The 20,684-nt window shown below is 37.1% G+C and carries 18 protein-coding genes and 1 riboswitch; of the genes, 7 read left to right on the top strand and 11 right to left on the bottom strand.

The annotated features are described in order from the left end of the window. The first annotated feature begins 168 nt into the window (after positions 1–168). The 3 genes from IPL24_05625 (at position 169) to IPL24_05615 (ending at position 2,869) form a co-directional block, all read left to right on the top strand. Positions 169–1,449 (top strand): MFS transporter, encoded by a 1,281-nt coding sequence (locus IPL24_05625; protein MBK8363169.1) that lies wholly within the window; start codon positions 169–171, stop codon positions 1,447–1,449. 190 nt (positions 1,450–1,639) lie between these two features. After that, on the top strand, positions 1,640–2,101 hold the full coding sequence (locus tag IPL24_05620; protein ID MBK8363168.1) for a hypothetical protein: 462 nt from the start codon (positions 1,640–1,642) through the stop codon (positions 2,099–2,101). A gap of 30 nt (positions 2,102–2,131) precedes the next feature. Continuing rightward, positions 2,132–2,869, top strand: coding sequence for a hypothetical protein (locus IPL24_05615; GenBank protein ID MBK8363167.1), 738 nt, complete (start codon positions 2,132–2,134; stop codon positions 2,867–2,869). A gap of 116 nt (positions 2,870–2,985) precedes the next feature. Here the strand turns inward: IPL24_05615 and IPL24_05610 are convergent, their stop codons facing one another. Further along, positions 2,986–4,395 (bottom strand): hypothetical protein, encoded by a 1,410-nt coding sequence (locus tag IPL24_05610; GenBank protein MBK8363166.1) that lies wholly within the window; start codon positions 4,393–4,395, stop codon positions 2,986–2,988. Positions 4,396–4,607: 212 nt separating this feature from the next. Continuing rightward, positions 4,608–5,039: a large-conductance mechanosensitive channel protein MscL gene (gene mscL, locus IPL24_05605; protein ID MBK8363165.1), complete on the bottom strand. Its 432-nt coding sequence runs from the start codon at positions 5,037–5,039 to the stop codon at positions 4,608–4,610. Positions 5,040–5,212: 173 nt separating this feature from the next. Further along, positions 5,213–5,401, top strand: a riboswitch (cobalamin riboswitch). Positions 5,402–5,494: 93 nt separating this feature from the next. Here mscL and IPL24_05600 point away from each other — a divergent pair. Both IPL24_05600 and IPL24_05595 read left to right on the top strand, forming a co-directional pair. Next, entirely contained in the window at positions 5,495–7,405 is a 1,911-nt protein-coding gene (locus tag IPL24_05600) for a TonB-dependent receptor (protein ID MBK8363164.1), read from the top strand. A gap of 7 nt (positions 7,406–7,412) precedes the next feature. Then, positions 7,413–8,453, top strand: coding sequence for a hypothetical protein (locus tag IPL24_05595; protein MBK8363163.1), 1,041 nt, complete (start codon positions 7,413–7,415; stop codon positions 8,451–8,453). 114 nt (positions 8,454–8,567) lie between these two features. Here IPL24_05595 and IPL24_05590 read toward each other — a convergent pair whose 3' ends face one another. The 3 genes from IPL24_05590 to dnaE form a co-directional block, all read right to left on the bottom strand. Further along, entirely contained in the window at positions 8,568–9,485 is a 918-nt protein-coding gene (locus IPL24_05590) for a DUF58 domain-containing protein (GenBank protein ID MBK8363162.1), read from the bottom strand. Positions 9,486–9,700: 215 nt separating this feature from the next. Beyond that, a complete protein-coding gene (gene trxA, locus IPL24_05585; protein ID MBK8363161.1) occupies positions 9,701–10,021 on the bottom strand; it encodes a thioredoxin in 321 nt (106 codons plus the stop codon). 141 nt (positions 10,022–10,162) lie between these two features. Then, on the bottom strand, positions 10,163–13,744 hold the full coding sequence (gene dnaE, locus IPL24_05580; GenBank protein MBK8363160.1) for a DNA polymerase III subunit alpha: 3,582 nt from the start codon (positions 13,742–13,744) through the stop codon (positions 10,163–10,165). 148 nt (positions 13,745–13,892) lie between these two features. Here dnaE and IPL24_05575 point away from each other — a divergent pair, with 148 nt between their 5' ends. Continuing rightward, entirely contained in the window at positions 13,893–15,389 is a 1,497-nt protein-coding gene (locus IPL24_05575) for a T9SS type A sorting domain-containing protein (protein ID MBK8363159.1), read from the top strand. A gap of 492 nt (positions 15,390–15,881) precedes the next feature. Here the strand turns inward: IPL24_05575 and IPL24_05570 are convergent, their stop codons facing one another. After that, complete coding sequence (locus IPL24_05570; GenBank protein ID MBK8363158.1) at positions 15,882–16,832, bottom strand: glycosyltransferase; 951 nt, start codon at positions 16,830–16,832, stop codon at positions 15,882–15,884. Then, the gene (locus tag IPL24_05565) at positions 16,829–17,815 is read right to left on the bottom strand and encodes a flippase-like domain-containing protein (protein ID MBK8363157.1); all 987 of its coding nucleotides are present in this window, start codon (positions 17,813–17,815) and stop codon (positions 16,829–16,831) included. The genes IPL24_05570 and IPL24_05565 overlap by 4 nt, the downstream gene beginning before the upstream one ends. A 67-nt stretch (positions 17,816–17,882) precedes the next feature. On the opposite strand from IPL24_05565, the gene ruvC reads away from it, so the two are divergent. Beyond that, positions 17,883–18,452, top strand: a complete 570-nt coding sequence (gene ruvC / locus IPL24_05560; GenBank protein MBK8363156.1) for a crossover junction endodeoxyribonuclease RuvC — start codon at positions 17,883–17,885, stop codon at positions 18,450–18,452. A gap of 70 nt (positions 18,453–18,522) precedes the next feature. Here ruvC and IPL24_05555 read toward each other — a convergent pair whose 3' ends face one another. From IPL24_05555 to IPL24_05540, 4 genes are all read right to left on the bottom strand, one after another. Beyond that, entirely contained in the window at positions 18,523–18,918 is a 396-nt protein-coding gene (locus IPL24_05555) for an HIT family protein (protein ID MBK8363155.1), read from the bottom strand. A 106-nt stretch (positions 18,919–19,024) separates the two neighbouring features. Continuing rightward, on the bottom strand, positions 19,025–19,495 hold the full coding sequence (gene greA / locus IPL24_05550) for a transcription elongation factor GreA (protein MBK8363154.1): 471 nt from the start codon (positions 19,493–19,495) through the stop codon (positions 19,025–19,027). 98 nt (positions 19,496–19,593) lie between these two features. Beyond that, on the bottom strand, positions 19,594–20,403 hold the full coding sequence (locus tag IPL24_05545) for a PorV/PorQ family protein (protein MBK8363153.1): 810 nt from the start codon (positions 20,401–20,403) through the stop codon (positions 19,594–19,596). Further along, positions 20,385–20,663 (bottom strand): hypothetical protein, encoded by a 279-nt coding sequence (locus IPL24_05540; protein MBK8363152.1) that lies wholly within the window; start codon positions 20,661–20,663, stop codon positions 20,385–20,387. Before IPL24_05540 ends, IPL24_05545 begins: the two co-directional genes overlap by 19 nt. Positions 20,664–20,684 lie beyond the last annotated feature (21 nt).

Raw genomic sequence — 20,684 nt, 5'->3', positions numbered from 1 at the left:
TGATATTTTTTCAACTAACTAAGATAATTCAGTTTATTTCTAATATTAAACAAATCAAGTTAAAAGTATGGATTAAAGTAATATACTTGTAATTAGAGTAAATTAAATCTGTTGTATTAAATCATCCACTCTATCTACAATTTTCACCCACAAGACACCAAGCCTACAATGAATTACCAGACAATTAAAACAAAAAGAAAAACATCGCTTACCGATAATTCTTTTTTACGTTATATCACTTCTATAGTATTGTATTGTGCGCAAGGCGTTCCTGAAGGAATGCTCTCTTTCGGCATACCGGCCTGGATGGTAATGAATGGTAAATCACCCGGAGAAATAGCAGGCTTTGCCGTAGTAACAGTTTTGCCATGGAGCTTTAAATTTATTGTAGCACCTCTAATGGACCGATATAATTATCTGCCCATGGGAAGAAAAAGACCTTGGATACTTTTAGGACAAATAGGCTTACTGGTAAGTTGTATCTATTTGGCTTATATCCCTGAACCTTTAAACAATATTGACCAATTGATGATTGCCGGTTTTTTTGTTTCGTTTTTCGGGGCATTCCAGGATGTCGCTACCGATGGTATGGCAGTAGATATTATTCCTGCCGACCAACAAGCAAAAGCAAATGGCTTGATGTGGGGCTCAAAAATTATTGGAATGTCTCTTTCATTGGCTCTCGGAAGTTGGCTATTAAACAAATACAATTTTACTATTGCGATACTAATGATGGCTGTTGCTATTGGCATTATTATGCTTGTGCCCTTATTTTTAAGAGAACGACAGGGTGAGAAAATTGTACCATGGACTTCAGGCGAAGCATCACCTTTAACAAAAAATCTACAAATAGAAAGTTGGCGACACATTTTCAAATCTTTATTCAGCGTATTTAGATTACGAAACTCACTAATCATCGCTTTAGTTTTATTCATCAGCCAAGGTGGCTTTAAATATGTTTCCACACTACTTCCTATTTTTACTGTAAAAGAATTAAGCTGGACAAATGTGGACTACTCAAATTATTTTGCATCTGCAAAACTAGTTGGAGGGATTGTAGGAATGCTAATTGGCGGACTTTTGATTGACAAGTTTGGCAAAAAACGTATGATGAACTTTTACTTTTTAAGTTCGATCTTTTTAATAATGACACTGGTCTTATCAAAATCTTATTGGCCTAGCAGAAACTTTATTTTTGCTTTTATGATTACTCAAAATATATTGTACACTTTTGCCAGCATTGGCATCTTGCCATTGCAATGCAATGTTGTTGGAAAAAGTATCAACAAGTCAATTTACATTATTCATGACAATTGCAAACCTCGGACAAATGACTTTTGCAGCTTTAATTGGACCTATCAGAGAAAATTTCAACTGGCAAATTTCACTTTTCGCCTTTGCAATATTTATTTCAATAGCTTGGCTATCATTACAGTTTTTAAATATTGACAGACAAATTGCAAAAGTCGCAGAATTAGAAAGTAAAGATCTGGAAAGTAAATTATTTGAAATGTCTGCTAATTAAAACAATTTATAAAAGCACAGCAAGTTGAATATATGGAATGAAATTAATATAATTGTAAAATACAAGCTAAATTTTAATTAATTCATTGTAACATTTTAAAGAAAACAAAATATCATGGACTATATACTTGCAATTGGATTTATTAGCCTGGCTATTCTATTTATATTTTTTCGTCGCAAAAAACAAGTCAGATTGTTAAACGAGGTCAATAATTCCTTACTTCTAACGGCTTTAAAATTAAAAGGATATTATGAAGTTAGAAGTAAAACATTTATTGGCAAGCATAAAAACTATCAGACGGGATTCTATTTTCAAGAAGACCCCCGTGATGCTTTGATAGCATACGCAACAATTGATTGTGATATTCCATTTATGAAGGCGAAAGGTGGTCTAAAGAAAATAACGGATTTTTCAAAAACATATGACTCATTCGGCTTTCTAATTGATTCAAAAAATGGTTTTCGCAAACAATTGAGTATAGACTTTATTTTGAAATCGAATGGACAAGATATCTTTAAGATATTTGATGAAATGGTTTTAGTTGCAGAGCGAGAAGGTTTTCAACCAACAAATTAATTTTACGGGAATTAATTGAAGTAAACAAAAATGGGAGATAGAATAATTCGCGACATTCGCTTTTATGAAAAAAAACCTGAAAACTATACCGGGCAGTACGACGGCACTCTCGGAAACGTCTTTAAAAATACTCCCGATACAAAACACATTGGAGAAAGGATTGCACGGAAATTAAATGAATTAAATTTTATTTCAGGAGTGTTTGATCACCTTTACCTTTATTTGTCTCCAACTTTGTCAGACAATGCCATTGAAATACAAAAAACAGAATATGATATACGATTAAAATCCGTTCATTACGGAATCCAACCATCGGACTTTAATTCATTAAGCGAATTTAATAAGGATAAATGGATTAAAGCTGCATTTAATGTTTTGTATTTTTTATTCCAGGCAGATAATATAAAGACTAAAAAAATAATCGAGGTTGAAACCTTAATAGAAAAATACAATCAGGAAATTGAGATTTATTTCAAAACTAAAGATACGAAAGCATATAAAGTGGACTTAAGTTATCAAATAAAACCAAACCTAAAACCTTCCTGTATTCTAATTAAGTACTTTGACAAAAAGACAAATGCAAAAAAACAAGGAAGTATAAATTTAAATTCATACGAAGATATTTATTCGCTGGTTGACAACGTTACAGTAAAGAATAATCTGATTGTGTTAAATCCAAAAAAATCACATATCACTGAATTGTTAGGTGACAAATTTTACAAACTTCCATTGACGTTAGAATTAAGCGAACTTAAAGATGAATACTAGTACAATCTGAATATATTGAACTATGCAATATACCCAAATCCAAAATATTTTAAATATTATTGAGTGCAGATTGCGAAATTTGGCTTCGATTTGCAATTATACATTTAGCGGAAATCTTAGTAGTACGCTGCACATCCAACATGCGAATGCGGCTTCGACTTGCGCTTAAAATCTATACTCGTTAATTTAAAACCAAAATAAAGATCGACTCCTGTTATATCATCTCCGGCAAACCGATCACTGATAAATGTGCCCATTCTGTCTGTCCCGATATAAAAGATGTGATACCGCATTGCCAATCCTAACCGGTGACGATAATAATCATAAAAGCTGTAGGGAAATCCAACTTCAAAAAACGGTGTTTCATAACGGATTGTTGCACCAAGCATATTAGGACGATCAACTCTTGCCATAGGCATTGGCACTCTTTGAATCGCTGTCATATTTAAATACCAACGTGGTTTCAGACACCTGTCGAATTGAATGCTTAATCCGGTAGGAAGTGACATAACAAAACTGTTCTTGATTGCTGTTCCATTCATTGCAGTGGCATAGATCAACGAATCTACACCGGCAGTTCCATTAATCTGTGTATTTGGTACATTATCGAAATTCAAAGCATCGGTATTAAAATCCATTGCATGTGCATTTCTTCCAAACCGGACAAAACCCAGATCCATCAACGATACTCCTACTCTGTAATCGTATTTCTTCATTGGGATCGGACGACCATTGGAATATTTTTGCGTGAATGGATTTGAAACATATTGAGTGCCGAGATCAAAACCAATTCCTGTGCATCTGAATTTTAAAAGATCAGCCGGATCTTCTATGTATGAATAATCGATGCTACCTTTAATTTTAGTAATATAAATTGTTGTGTCATTTTCTACGCGCAGATTTGCATCATCAATTCCGGCATATGAACCCTGAAAGGCTGTGATATACTTTAACGATCCTGCAGCCAGCCATTTTCTTGATTCACTTTTACTTAATTGTTTACCAAATGAAACTGCAGTTTCGATGAATGTCAGATCACCGATTCTCATTCCATCGACTGCAATATTTCTTCCCTGAATTGATTTGTAATCCATTCCCTTGTATGCAAGAATTGCCAGATCAGAAGAAACATTGTGAACACTCAGATCATTTCTGATCGTCATATGTGCACCAATTGCCATGTCTTTGAAACGGAAAATTATTGCCGGCAATCCTAAAGCAAAGTGCATATTGGCGGCTTTATCACGACTGTTAGTATAGAAATTCAATCCGCCATACGGCTCATTATTCATCGACTCCGTTCCGCCTAAAATTTTCCGTTTGGGCATACCGACAAAATTATTGTCGACTGATAAATTAAAACTTAGTATCTGAAGTTCCCATTTATAAGGCATCAGCAACATTGCTGTCGGATTCATGGCCATTCCCGAGTTACCGGCATAATTTCCATTCGACACTCCAAGCATGTCCTGACTAAAAGAAACCTTAGAAACTAATAATGCTAAGAAAAGTAGCGTTGTTCTCATTTGCGTGCGTTTGCAGAAGCTAAAGAACAACTTTACGAAGTCGGGATGCTTTAAAACAGAGAGAAACCTTACATGTGAATGTAAAAGTGTAAGACATTGTGTAAAATGGTCAAGGGTCAAGGGTCAAAGGTCAAACTACTTTCGCAGTTTAACCCTTGACCTTTGACCCTTGACCTAATCAATTAAAAGTACAACCTTTCAGGAAGCGACAATTACTTCTTCAAAAGATCCCGTATCTCTGTCAACAACGCCTGATCTTTCGTTGGTGGCGGCGGTCCTGCAGGAGCAGCGGGTGCAGCATTTTTCTCTGCACGTTTACGCATAGCATTCATTGGCTTAACAACGAACATGAATACTGCAAGAGCAATAAGGAGAAAAGTAATAGCAGCCTGAATAAACATTCCGTAATTGATAGTAACCGCCGGAATAACTTTGCCCGCAGCATCAACTGAAGCTGCCTGAATAGCAATTTTCAGATCTTTAAAATCAACACCGCCGATTATCAATCCTAATGGTGGCATTAAAATATCGTTTACTAATGAATCAATGATCTTACCGAAGGCACCTCCGATAACAACACCGACTGCAAGATCGACTACATTTCCTTTAGAAATGAAATCACGGAACTCTGATGTGAATGACATAGTGTGTTTTTTTTGTGGAACAATAAATTAATAAAATGATACAGAGTTAGATTTTCATTTACTCCATATTCATTACGCAAAAGCAAAAATGATAAATTATTATCATAATTCCCCATTTTTTGAGGTAAATAATGACACTAGGATTTATCCAAGATAATTGTACATTTGTCCCGGTTCTTTGAACACAGATTGGTTTCATTTCAATTAAGAAATGAATTAATAGGGAACCGTGTGAAAATCACGGGCTGACGCGCAACTGTAAAACTCAAACATTACCGGCTATATACCACTGTATCATTTCAGATATGGGAAGGTTGCCGGAAGAGTAAGCCAGGAGACCTGCCACTTTGTAATAGACAATGCTTTCGCGAAAAGAAGCTCATGTCGTTTGATACAGCCCATAACTGTTATCTGCGTCGCTGCTGCATTGTTTTTGTTCATTCCCATTGGGATCAATGCTTATCAAAAAAGTCATTTTAATTTTATTTTATTTCTCTCCTCTGCTGCTATTCGCACAGGATGATACAACAGCTCTTCAATTACGCGCTGTAATTATCAGCGCAGTACGATCAGACATTCAGCAGTCGGGATTAAAAACAGAACGTCCGGATTCATTGCTTAAGATGATCCATATTGATCAGACACTTGGTAATTATTTAACTGACTATTCCCCGGCTCTTGTAAAAAATTATGGTCCTGGTGCACTGTCAAGTGTATCATTAAGAGGTGGAAGTGCATACCATACAGCAGTGCTATGGAAAGGATTCTCTATCGCCAATCCTATGAATGGCGTAATGGATTTTAATCTGTTACCCACATTTTTGTTTGATGATATTTCAATTCAATATGGCGGATCTTCATCACTTTGGGGAAGTGGTGCTATCAGCGGAACGATCCAGTTGGGTAATAGTAATATTTTCGTAAACAATAATTCTATTAAAATCGGAAGCAGGTATAGCACAGCATCAGGCTTTGCAAATTATGCCGAAAGTAAATTTTCAATAAAGAATTTCAATTCATCTGTAAAACTTTTCTTTACCGATGAGAAAAATGAATTTTCATTTCATCATAACGATCAACTGAAAAAACAAGTTCATGCCGAAGCGAAAGGAAGAGGAATAATTGCAGAAAACAGTTATATTTTCAATTCAAGAACTGATCTGAGTTTTAATTTCTGGTATCAGTTTGCCGATAGAAACATTGCTCCGGTCTTAACTGAATCGATTTCCGAGGCTGTTCAGACTGACAAAAATTTCAGATATAATCTCATTTTTACAAAGTCTGCAAAGCACGGAAAATTCGTTTTCAGAAACGCATACTCTAATGAAGAATTATACTACAACGACTCTTCATTGAATGAACCATCGGTTTCGCTATGCAAAACTTTTATTTCTGAACCGGAATATTCGTTTTCTATAAACAACATCCATAGCTTTCAAGCAGGCCTGAATTTTACAATGATAAATGCAAATGCGACAGAATTTAAAAAGCAAGCAGATGTAATTCGCAAGGCAGCATTTCTTGGATATAATTTAAAATACAAAAACCTCAGCGTTTCACTTTCTTCCCGAAAAGAAGTCAATGAATTTCAAAACCCACCGGTTGTATTCTCTGCAGGTGTGAACTATAAAATTACGAATTACATTAATATCCTTGGGAACTATGGCACAGTTTACCGAAATCCACAAGTCAATGACCTTTTCTGGCAACCGGGTGGAAACCTGAATTTACTTCCTGAAACCGGATATTCTTATGAAGGAACTATTGATCTGAATATCCGCCAACTCGTTGTAAAAAATTCAAACGATTCAAATGCATTTTCAATTCAGATGACTGCATTTGACAAAGAGGTTAACAATTGGATCGCATGGGCTCCACATGGTATTCTCTGGACACCCTCAAACATAAAAAATGTTCATTCGTACGGAACAGAAAGCAATTTACTTTTCAAAAAGAAATTCCGGAAAATCGGATTTCGTTTCAGTGTTTTTTATGGATATACAATTTCAGAAACAACTTCTTCTGAACTGGCCTTTGACGCTTCTGTTGGAAAGCAATTGATCTACGTTCCATTACATAAAGTTGGCGGAGTCATATCTGTTAGTTATAAAAACTCTGTTTTCACATTCAACCAAAACTATACCGGCATCCGGTTTTCATCTACAGACAATCTGCATTACTTAGATGCATATAACAAAGCTTCAGTACAATTAGATCAAAAGCTGAAAATTCAAAACACAATACTTTCAATGTTTATCAGAGTCGACAATCTTTTTGATACCGATTATCAATCAGTTTTGAACCGGCCGGAACCACTAAGAAATTATTCTTTCGGAATAAATATTACATACATACAAAAAAAATAACACTATCATGAAATTAAAAATTACACTTTTCGCTATTGTATCACTGGCATCATTCTCCTGCAAAAAAGACACGATCGACGAACCTACTCCAACAACGAGTTTCACTGCCGAAGTCAACGGAATTTACATTTGTAATGAAGGAACATTTACCGATGGCAATGCGACTATCTCCTATACTAATGGGACCGAAGCAGAAACTATTCAGGATGTTTATAAAATTGCTAATGATGAAGATCTCGGAGATGTAGGTCAGAGCATGACCAAAATAAATAACAAGATCTACATAGTAGTCAATAATTCTTCAAAAATCGAAGTTGTTGAAGCAACTACTATGAAAAAATCTGCTACTATCACGGGATTTAATTCTCCGCGTTTTATGATAGAAGCTTCTCCCGGCAAAGCATATGTTACCGATCTTTATGCTAACGGAATTTCAATTGTTGATCTTTCATCGAATTTAATCACAGGAAATATCCAGCTGAATGGTTCAACAGAAGACCTTTTTCTTTATAATGGAAAAGTTTATGTTACCAATCTTTCAACTTCATACTTGTACATCATAGAACCAACAACTGATATTCTGGAAGACAGCATATTAATCGGTCCGGGTGGAAATTCACTGCAACTGGACATGAACAACAAGCTCTGGGTTCTCTGCGGTGGCGATTATTTGACAAGTGCTCCGGGCAGTCTGCACAGAATAGATCCTGCAACAAAGATGATAGAATTTTCCCAGGCATTTCCTGCAGGCGACTTTCCAACACGATTGATTATCAATGAAACAAACGATGAACTATATTTTTTGAATTTAAATGTTTATAAAATGCAGATTACAGATTCGTCTCTACCAACTTCTTCATTTGTTGATGCTGCAGGAAAAAGTTTCTACGGAATGGCATTCGATAGAGTAAGTCGTGTGTTATATGTTTCTGATGTTATCGACTACCAGCAAGCCGGGAGAATTTACAGATACGATCCGGCGGGTACATTGCTGAATAGTTTACCTACGGGGATTATACCGGGGGAGTTTTTGTTTTTGAATAATTAGGTCTGAGGTCAAAGTTCAAGGTTCAAAGTTCAAAGTTCAAAGTTCAAAGTTGGCTTCGTAGGTGCCTACGAAGCCAACTTTAAACTTTGAACCTTGAACTTTGAACTTAATGAATCAAGCCATCTTCTCCCTCTTCAACAAATACGGCAACAAAACATTTCTATAGCCTTCGTTGATATCTGCTTCGACGAAGTCGATACGATATTGTGCGCACCGGAGTTTGAGATCGTGTTTGAATTCTTTCATTGAATTGATGTAAGTGTCGCGGATCTCGTTGGAGTGAACTTTTACTTCTTCACCACTTTCTACATCAACGAAAAGATATGGACGGTTTTCAAATTTAAAATCTTCTTCCGTTTTTTTATCTGTTACATGGAAAAGAACGACTTCATGTTTGTTATGTTTCAAATGTTGCAATGCACTGAAAAGTTCTTCTTTATTGTTGTTAGTATCCATCATGTCACTGAAAATGATTACCAGAGAACGCTTGTGAATAGTTTCTGCAATTTCGTGTAAGGCTTGAGTACCCATGGTTTTAGTACCTGTCTGGATCTTTGTATCAGCAATACGTTTTTCCATTTCTGAAAAAAGCATTTTGTGATGGACAGAACTTGAACGTGCCTGTGTATTGATCTCTATTTTATCAGAAAAAATACTGAGTCCGACAGCATCACGCTGCATTCTCAACATATAAGCAATCGCTGCCGCTGCATGAACGGAAAAATTTATTTTACTCTGCACCTTTCCGTCTTCGGGAAAATGCATAGATGATGAATTGTCGATGATCAGCTGACAACGCAAATTTGTTTCCTCTTCATATCTCTTCACAAACAATTTATCGGTGCGACCAAATAATCGCCAGTCGATATGCTTTGTAGATTCGCCTTTATTGTAAATGCGATGTTCAGCAAACTCTACTGAGAATCCATGAAAGGGACTTTTATGTAAACCGGTAATAAAACCTTCTACTACCTGACGTGCGAGTAGTTCGAGGTGACCGAGTTGCTGGATTTCGTGTTGGGTGATGGGCATATTCAAATATAGTTAAACAGGGTTATTTCTAACAACTTTTTTTCTTAGTTTAAATTGTGAAGAAGTAATTCTTTTTTAACACAAAGTGCACTAAGTTCACAACAAGACCACTAAGAATTCCGTGTTCTTATTGTGAACTTAGTGCCCTTGTGTTTAATTTTTACAAAAAAGAAGCCGGGCACATGACCCGGCTTGCTTTTAAGATTGAATTTTATTTATACTAACTGAGCATTCAGTTTATTTGCTAAAATTGATTTTGGAACTGCACCAACTTGTTTGTCTACGATCTCTCCGTTTTTAAAGATCAATAACGTCGGAATGTTTCGGATTCCATAGTTCATAGAGATATTCGGATTGTTGTCGACATTTACTTTTCCAATAACTGCCTTTCCATCATACTCTTTTGCTAATTCTTCTACGATCGGGCCGACCATTCTGCATGGTCCACACCATTCTGCCCAGAAGTCTACCAGTACCGGTTTATCAGACTTTAAGACCATTTCTTCAAAATTCGAATCTGTGATTTCGATTGCCATAATTTACTTTCTTTATACTGTTTAAATTTACTTTTGTACAGCAGGCTTTGCAAATTCTAAGCCGTTTGTGATTCCCTGCCACTTAGACAGACTATCTATTACTGCTAACGGACAGGACTGCAATATAGTCTAATGATGACGCTAATATTCCAGTTCTGCCAATTTTTCCAATGAATCGATCAGTTCGTTCTGAGGATTAATGCGATATTTTTTACTCGGCAAGTCGATATTCAGACTTGGGTCTGCCGGATCATAAACCTTGAATTTAAGCGTACAAGTGCCTTCTTTATGCTGAGTATCGTTTTTAAGGATGTTCACAATACTATTTATCCATTCGTTATTGACCTGGTTTATCGGAACCTTAACGGTCAGATTTTTCAGGATCTTTTCGCGCATGTCTGCCAGAAGCTGAATATTACTGATCTTAAATTCAGTATTTCCGGGCTGCATATACCGGTCCTGTAGCTTCCCTTTAATAAAGAGGAATTCGCCCACATTCAGCCACATTTTGAACTTCAGATAATCTTCTCCAAAAAGAACCAGTTCATGTCCTTCTTCATAATCTTCAATTGTAAAACTACCAAAGGGCTTTCCGTTTTTACTTAAGCGATGATTCACACTGGTGATCATGGCGCCTAGGGTCAATTCTTTTCCTTTATTCTTTTCTACATCCTTCAGATCTTTTATCTTCTGAAGTTTACGCATTTCAATTTTGTAAAGATCCAGCGGATGTCCGGAAATATAAAATCCAATTACTTCCTTTTCAAATTTCAACCGGACAAGACTTGGCCATACTTCTGTATTAGGGATAACCGGTTCTGGCATTTCTACTCCACTGCTTTCTCCAAATAATGAGTGCTGTGAAGAATTTTTTGCCTCCTGAATACTATTTCCATAGCGGAGAATTCTTTCGAGGAATGTATTGTAATCTTTATCTTCTGCAAAGAAATGTCCGCGATGCATTTCAGTGAATGAATCAAATGCACCACCGTAAGCAAGGTTCTCAAATGTTTTTCTGCTTGCCGCTCTCAAATTCACTCTGCGAACTAAGTCGAAAATATTTTTGTAAGGACCATTTGCATCTCTTTCGTCGATGATAGACTGAACAGCTGCTTCGCCTACTCCTTTGATCGCACCTAATCCGAAACGAATCTGTCCGCTTTTATTTACGCCGAAATTATAAATACTTTCATTCACATCCGGACCCAGTACAGGAACACCCATACGTCTGCATTCTTCCATGAAGAATGTGATCTTATCGATGTTACTTAAATTGTGAGTAAGGACTGAGGCCATGTACTCAGCCGGATAATGTGCTTTTAAATATGCAGTCTGAAAAGCAACGAAAGCGTAACAAGTTGAATGGGATTTATTGAAAGCATAAGATGCAAACGCTTCCCAATCCACCCAGATCTTTTCGCAAACTTTCTTATCGTGACCATTTTTTTCACATCCTTCAACAAACTTCGACTTCATTTTATTCAGGACGTCGAGTTGTTTTTTACCCATTGCTTTTCGCAATGTATCAGCATCACCTTTTGTAAATCCTGCAAGTTTTTGCGAAAGCAACATTACCTGCTCCTGATATACTGTAATACCATAGCTTTCTTTCAGATACTCTTCCATTTCGGGAAGATCATAGCTTACAGCTTCTCTTCCATTCTTACGCGCAATGAAATTCGGAATATATTCAAGCGGACCCGGACGATACAATGCATTCATTGCAATGAGATCCTCAAATTTATCGGCTTTTAATTCACGTAAATATTTTTGCATACCTGCCGACTCAAACTGGAATGTTCCGTTTGTTTCTGCACGCTGATATAATTCTAATGTTTTCTGATCATCGAGAGGAATTTCATCTATTACAATTTTTACTCCGTGATTTGCTTCGATCAATATCAATGCATCACGGATAATGGTAAGAGTTTTCAATCCAAGAAAGTCCATCTTGATAACTCCGGCATCTTCGATCACTTTTCCATCGTACTGAGTGATGAGTAACTGTGTTTCCTTGGATGTAGACACAGGGATAATATCAGTAAGATCCATTGGAGCAATGATAATTCCTGCCGCATGAATTCCTGTATTCCGGACAGAGCCTTCAAGAATGACTGCTTCCTTCAAAACTTTTGCAGATAGATCCGTTCCTGCATAGATCGTTCTGAGTTTCTTACAATCCTCTATTTCTTCACTGCTTAAATTTTCTTTTGTCTTCAGACTTTTCTCACCATCAATTGGTGCGAGGATAACCCGATTCAATTCTATTCCCGGTCTTTCAGGTACAAGTTTGGCAAGTGTATTTGCCTCCGCTAATGGCAGATCCATAACACGTGCAACATCCTTGATACTCATCTTCGCAGCCATCGTACCATAGGTAATGATCTGCGCAACCTGATTCTTTCCGTACTTGTTTACAACGTAATCTATCACCTTCTGACGACCGACATCATCGAAGTCAGTATCAATATCGGGCATGCTCTTACGATCCGGATTAAGGAAACGCTCGAATAGTAAATTGTACTTTATCGGATCGATGTTTGTAATCCCAATGCAATATGCAACTGCTGAACCTGCTGCTGAACCACGACCCGGACCGATCAACACACCTAGATCTCTTCCTGCCTGAATGAAATCAGAAACGATTATAAAATATCCGGCGAATCCCATTGTCTGAATGGTAAACAATTCGAAGTTGATCCGTTCTTCTATTTCCGGAGTGAGGTCTTTGTATCGCTCTTTTGCTCCGAGATAAGTTATATGTTTTAAGTATTCATCCTGTGTAGTAAAGCCTTCCGGTATTTTGAAATGCGGCAGAAGAATATCCTGCTTCAGTTTTAGCGGATCGATCTTGTCTACTATGCGATTGGTATTATCAATTGCCTGGGGAATGTCCGAAAACAATTTTCCCATTTCATCAGTCGTCTTGAAATAGAACTGATCATTGTAAAATGCAAATCGTTTTCCTTTGCTGAAACCATCATCATCAGAAAAATCTTTCAGCTTCTCTGTGCTTTGCTTTTCACCGGTATTGATACAAAGTAAAATGTCGTGTGCATTGTAATCTTCCTGATCTACGTAATGCGAATCATTGGAAGCAATCACATGCACATTGTATTTTTCTGCGAAGCGCAAAAGCACTTCGTTCACTTTATTTTGTTCAGGAATATCGTGTCGTTGTAATTCAACGTAATAATCGTCGCCAAACAGATCAAGCCACCATTTAAATTCTTTCTCACCTGCAGCTTCCCCATTTTTCAAAATTGTTTGCGGCACAGAAGCGCCAAGACAGCACGTTGTTGCTATTAAGCCTTTGTGATATTTAAGTACCAGTTCTTTATCTATCCGCGGATATTTTCCATACAAACCTTCAATGTATCCGAGTGAACACATTTTTACAAGGTTCTTATAACCCTCAGCATTCTTTGCAAGAAATAACTGATGAAAACGCTTGTCTTTATCTTCTTTGGTAAATTGCCTTTTGTGCCGTTCTTCTACAACATAAAATTCACAACCAACGATTGGTTTTATGACAGTTCCATCTTTATTAAACTTCGAAGCTTCTGCAACAAATTTAAAAGCACCGAACATGTTTCCATGATCAGTGATTGCAATAGCGGGCATTTTATCTGCTACCGCTTTTTTGTACAGATCAGAAATATCGGCAGCACCGTCCAGTAAAGAGAATTGTGTATGGACGTGGAGATGGCTAAAAGAAGGCATTTTTCATTTAAAATTGGGAGATAAAGATAGCCATTTTAAAATCGGTTTTCCGGCTTGAGTTTTCAACAATTTAAGCTAATTTACATCTGGATTTCTCAATTGAATTCCTGAGATTTATGGCTTTTTACAATATAGACCTATAAAAAAAATGAAAACTATCTTTTTGATTTTCCTGCTTTTTAATGCACTATTTTCTAGTGGACAACAACAAACATTTATCAAGACGTTTAATTTTGATTCTGCCAAAACCATTCTAACTGGTTCCAGTAAAGGTCATAATGGGAGTTATTTTATCTACGGAAAAACTGGAGTAAATTATCCATATTCAATGTTTGCAATTAAATTCGACCAGAATGATGATACATTATTCTCTGTAAAGATTGATCAGCTTGGAATTGAAACCGGCTCTGCAGTAGTTAATGCAAAAATACTGACCCCAACATTTGACGGAGGATGTGCTTTAATCGGATCATATGCTGGAAGCGAAGTCGTTTTTATTAAACTTGATTCCACTGGAGCAATTACATTACAACGAAATTATGGATGCTCATACTCGGCAAATCTTGCAACTATAATTCAGACTAGGGATTCAGCTTTCGTTATATTGTATGCGGATAAAATAATAAGTTCAACCAATGGCCGTGATTTCCTCCAAGTCATTAAGCTCGATCAGAATGGAAATATCATCTGGAACAGAGAATTAATGTCATCAATTGTTGGAGACATACAAGAAGATCAAAATGGTGATCTGTATGCTGTCAGTCAAGGCCCATATTTACTTAAACTCGACGCTGACGGAACTTTACTTTGGAAAAATGAATTTTCCAGCAAAAACCTGGATAAAATAATAGGATTTCATGGATCATCAATATTTATAAAAACAGAAACAGCATCGAGCGACCCTTCAGTTCTACTTGAAATTGATACTAATGGAACCATTATCAATGGAAATTACTTTCAGAATAATAAAATATCAGATGTCGATATTTTATCTGATGGTTCTTTAGTAATGACTTTAATCTCGGATTCAATTTCAGTTTTAAAACTTGATTCAACAAGGCAGGTTCAATTTTGTACAACTTTTACTGGCGTTAATTGGCCCAACTATTATTATACTGATCTGATTGAATGTGCCAACAACACTTTTCTATTGAGTAGTACTATTGGCACAGGATTAAATCTATCTACAATGTTAATTAAAATTGATTCTACCTGTAACACAATCTGTAATAGCCATCCTGATTCAGTTGGCATCCACCATACTAGTGTCAGCTCTGTCTTTACAATTATTAATTTTCCTGGAAGTAATAATTTTTTATACCCTCCTTTTTCTACTTATATGTATTCAGGTTCAAAGGGAAGTATCTTTAGCAATGAATGTAGTTCAACATCAATAAAAGAAACTATAAACGAAAGAACATATACGCTTGTTCCGAATCCTTCGAACGGAAAAAGTATAATTTATGGAAGCGCCAAAGAAAAAGTTACTTTGCATATTTTCAATATAAATGGACAAATATCAGCCAGCATTCAAAATTTAATGTTACCCTACGATCTTGATCTTGAAAATTATCCAAAAGGGATGTATTTTGTAAAACTTTATAATGAAAGCAAAAGTGATGTTATTAAAATGTTAGTTCAATAATACTTCCAATTCAATTTACAGCAACCTTTGAGTTCGTTTCAACATTTGGTCCATTTGGAAGAAAATTTTTTCTGCGGAATACGAAGAAAGGACATAAAGATCTTTGCGAAATTAAAATACTGTATGTTTTTTCCCGCAGATCCCGCAGATGAAGGCGCAGATAAAATCGCAGATCTTGTGTTCCAATTATTCACTGCTATTGCAAGAAAAACGACCTGGTATAATTTCGACGAACACTATCTGCGCCCTTATCTGCGCCTTCATCTGCGGGATCTGCGGGAGAAAGAATTTGGAATTTTATTGTACCTTAAATACTTTGAATCCTATCTCACCCTCCGCCCTTTCCACTTATAAGTCGCAAAGGGAACAGCAAGCCCAACTAAAGTAATATACAACCAATAATACGGCTGGATCAAAATAATAAGTGGAGAAAATGTTTTCTGTCCAAGATCTCTTCCTACTTTTTTCAGGAAAAATAATTCTACACTAATCTTAATGAGGATGGCTGAAATAAAAATCAACTTTAGCTTCGGATAGAAAAAAGATGCTATCAATCCTGCTAACAAACCTGCATGAACAAACCACGAAACAACAGCAATAAAAACAGTAAAGAACGAAAGCGTAAACGGAATTTTCGTTGCCCACCGACGACGTTGCTGCCAGAATGAACCAATGCTTTTGTTCTGAATGACTTTTCACTATTGCAGAAACTGATTTTACAAAAGTCAATTGCTTCGGATTCTCCGAATGAAATTTCCGCATCAACTGCGTATCATCACCGGATGCAAATGCAGAACCTGTATAGCCCTGTACTTTATCGTACGCACTTTTTCTAAAACATAGATTTGCTCCATTGCACATCATTGCACGATGGTTTAAAATTGAAGCTCCTGCAATTCCTGTCAGACCGATCATTTCCATCCGCTGCAGAATTGAAATCAGTCCACTGCCGCCTGTCAATAAAACAGGTCCGGCTACAAATGAAATTTCAGGATCAGAAAACGGCTCGCACATAGAACGAATCCAGTTTTCTCCAACTATACAATCACCATCAGTGGTGAGAATGAATTCTGCTTCCGATTGCCTGATCGCCTGAGCCATTGCAGCTTTTTTTCCTGTGCCTTCTGCATTCAATAGTATGCCGTTGATATCAGAATGAGACTTAAAAAAATTATTTACAATTGCGACACTGTTGTCAGTCGAATGATCATCTACAACAACAATTTTAAAATTACTTTTCACATAACTTTGTACAGAAAGTTGTTCGAGCAAACGAAGAATAGTACGCTCTTCGTTTCTGATTGCAATAATGACATCAATCGTTCGCAAACTGATATTCGATCGTTTACCATGGCCGGCGTTTTTTTTCCAGCCTTTCATACACCAGAAAATAAAGGCAGAATAAATTATTGTAATTACCAGTAAGACTAAAGAAACAATCATTCCGATCGCGTTTTTCCGATCCTAAAGTTCAGCATAAAAATTGCACCGGCAAGCGCAGGGATAGCAAGATTTATCAGCCAGAGTGAAAACACAGCATTCAGTACCGGCAAAATATCCAGAGTGATCGCGGAAAAAAAATAAGATGCTGCTGCACCTCTTATACCAAATTCTACCAACGCAATACTGGGCACGATCGTAATAACAAGATAGGTCATTGCAATCATTATTACAGAAGGCACGAATGCAGTGTCGCCGCCATAGATCCGGATGAGGATATAGAATTGCATGACAAAAATAAAATAACGCAGAACAGCAAGACTAAAAACTTTCAGGAGTTCGCTCATGCTGTATTCAGACAATACATGAAATGTAGATTGCCACTTTTTCAAAAAGCGAAATCTTAAAAGTACATTCTCAAGAAATCGGATATTGAAAAATCCCAGTAATGAAATAAAGGAAACCGTGAGCAGGATCGTGATGAAAAGAAAACTCAATGAGAAAGACAGTTCAGAAAATACAGAAAAATAATAAATGGAAGCAATTGAACCGATCAGCAATGTTGCGATCAACTGACTTACATTCTCGACAACAGTAATAAGTGTTGCCTGAATTTTATTTGCTTTCTCCAGGTGAAAAACGCGGCCAGCATATTCTCCGATCCGGTTAGGAGTAAAAATACTGATCGTTAAACCCGAACACACCGCTTCCAGCGACCGGAAAAGAGAGATCTTTTCAATTCTGGCAATCATGAGTTTCCACTTTAAAGCTTCAGTGAGCCAGTTGAAGAACATGAGGATCAATACGAGTATCAAAGAAATCATCGTATTTGACTGACCTAATGCTTCTTTCAATTGCAGGAAATATGCTTCAGAATCCTTTTGTTCAGAAATCTTTTTATAAACAAACCAGAATGCAATAACTGCAATGAGTAATTTGAATGCACGCCACCCGTAAATGGAAATATTTGACTTTCTTTGTTCCATAGAAGAATTCAACAAGTATAAGGAAAGTATTTGTTGAGAATTGGCATCTAAAAACTATTCGTACACAATCAAATTGCCAAAGCAGGAAAAAATAATTTTAGGTATAGATCCCGGAACAAATATAATGGGTTATGGAATTATCAGCGTTACAGGTTCGCAGATAAAACTTGTAGCACTTGGCATCATATCACTGGAAAAAATGGATGACCATTTTTTAAAACTACGATCCATTTTTGAAAAAACGATTACTCTTATTGATGGATATCACCCCGATGAGCTGGCCATTGAAGCTCCATTTTTCGGGAAGAATGTGCAATCAATGTTAAAGTTAGGCCGGGCACAGGGCGTGGCAATGGCAGCCGGACTGTCCCGTTCTATACCGATTTTTGAGTATTCGCCCAAGAAGATCAAGCAAAGCATCACCGGCAATGGCAATTCCTCCAAAGAACAGGTCGCAGCCATGCTACAGACGCTTTTAAGCTACGAAGAGACTCCGAAATACCTTGACGCCACTGATGGACTTGCCGCAGCCGTATGTCACCATTTTCAGGGAAAAGCTGCCTCCGCAGGGAATGCTAAAAAAGGCGGGAGCTGGAAGGCGTTTGTTTCGGCTAATCCGGGGAGAGTTTCTAAGTAGTTCAAAGTTCAAAGTTCAAAGTTGGCTTCGTAGTCACCTACGAAGCTAACTTTGAACTTTGAACTTTGAACTAAATAATAGCTGATCTTATACTGATTGCAACCTCCTCCATCACCTCCGCAGAAAACGAAAGCTTCGGACTTGCGAAATTCATATCGCTGACTTTGTTCATTGGAATAAGATGGATATGAGCATGAGGGACTTCTAAGCCAATGACTGCAACTCCTACTCTTTTGCATGGAACAGCTTTTCCGATTGCCTTCGCAACTTTTTGGGCAAACTTCCATAGACCTGCATGTTCTTCAGCAGAAATATCAAAAATATAATCGGTCTCTTTTTTCGGCACTACCAAAGTATGCCCCTTTGCAAGAGGACTAATATCAAGAAAAGCGAAATAGTTTTCGTCCTCCGCTATTTTGTAGGAAGGAATTTCACCACTAATGATACGAGTGAATATTGATGCCATTGGATTTCTATTTAAAAAATTTCGGAATGCGAATTTCGGATTAAAATCACAGCCTTGAATACAGAACACAACTAAGCGCCAACACCAATCCGAAATCCGAAATCAATTATCTGGTAATATCGATTATCTCAAACTCCAGCTTACCTGATGGTACAGCGATCTCTGCGACTTCGCCAACTTTTTTTCCCAGCAATCCTTTTCCGATCGGAGAGGTAACTGAAATTTTTCCGAGTTTAAGGTCGGCTTCGTTTTCTGCTACAAGCAGATAAGTCATCTCCGAGTTATTTGCTTTATTGCGGATCTTTACTTTTGACAAGACCAAAGCCCGTGAAATATCTACTTTGCTTTCATCTAAAATACGTGCATTAGAAACTACTTCTTCAAGTTTCGAAATTTTCAATTCAAGTAAGCCTTGAGCATCTTTGGCTGCATCGTATTCGGCATTTTCAGACAGATCACCTTTATCGCGCGCTTCTGCAATTTGTTTAGAGATACTTGGACGTTCTACTGTCTTAAGCTGATTTAATTCGTCCTGTAATTTCTTTAATCCTTCAGCTGTAAAATATTGTAATGACATACTAACGTTTTTTATTGTTCTATTCTGATTTAAAGTAAAAAAACAAGACTCCGGTGAGGGAGTCTTGTTTATTTGCACAAATATACTAAAATTTCTTTTTACAAAATAAAGCGGAATCCAAAGCTATGGATGCCATCCCAAGGTTGAGTAGCACGGTAAGAATAATCAATTCCAAACTTTTTACCACTTGATCCCATTGGAACGTCTACTGTTAATCCTGCAGAAGGCCCTGAATACACAGTTGTACGCAAATCATCATCAAATAAATTGTCTTCATAAGTGAATCCACCACGAAGTGAAAATAATTTTTTGAATGAATACTGAAGTCCGCCTGTAAACTGATCGTTTGTGAATGAGTTGGAAGTAAAATTTCCGGCAAGAGTAAGTACATGTTCTTTAGCCATGATGAAATCATAAGCAAGACCAATATTGATCAAAGACGGCATTTCAAAACCCTCTGTGCGTTGTTCAACAGTTAACTGATAAACATTGTTGGTATTCGGTGCATCTACACGGGTAGAAAGTCCGTCACCACCAAACTGAAGTGGTGTTCCAACATTTTTCAATGCGATTCCAAAACGAATGTTATTCTTCTCTTCGTTGTTTCCTGTTACATACTGAATACCGGCATCAATTGCAATACCTCCGGCACTCACGTTAGAGATACTCTCATCGATGATACGAAGTGTTAGTCCGCCATAGATAGAGTTCGAAAACGTTTTTGCATACGAGATACCAATATTGATATATTGCGGAGAGTAAGTTCCAAGACTAGGTTCAGGAAGATCGACTGTTGTGATATCAACTTCACCAAATGCCATTGACATAATGCTGAGTCCAAGGACAGCGCTTTCGCCCATTTTCTGAGCGATACCAAAAGAATTTAATGTTATGCCTGATCCTTGCAGATAGTTTGTATGACTGAAGAGAACTTCCGTTTTTTAGTATGTGCAATACCGGCAACATTCAGGAATTGAGCTTCAAGTCCTTCTGCCGCCCCACTGTTTGCTCCACCCCAACCGGAAGATCTTGCCCATGGGTTGATCAATAGCTCAGTTGCTCCGGCCTGACCGATACGGTCCGGATTTCCGGCCTTTACAGTGCTCCCTGCCATTGCAACAATTGCAAGAGCGAGACTGACCAACTTTAATTTATTTACAGATTTCATATATGACTGGTTTTTCTGTGG

The sequence above is a fragment of the Bacteroidota bacterium genome (assembly GCA_016711505.1).
GTDB lineage: Bacteria > Bacteroidota > Bacteroidia > AKYH767-A > 2013-40CM-41-45 > JADKIH01.
Note: the sequence above shows the minus strand (reverse complement) of the source record. Positions and strands in the feature narration are given on the sequence as shown.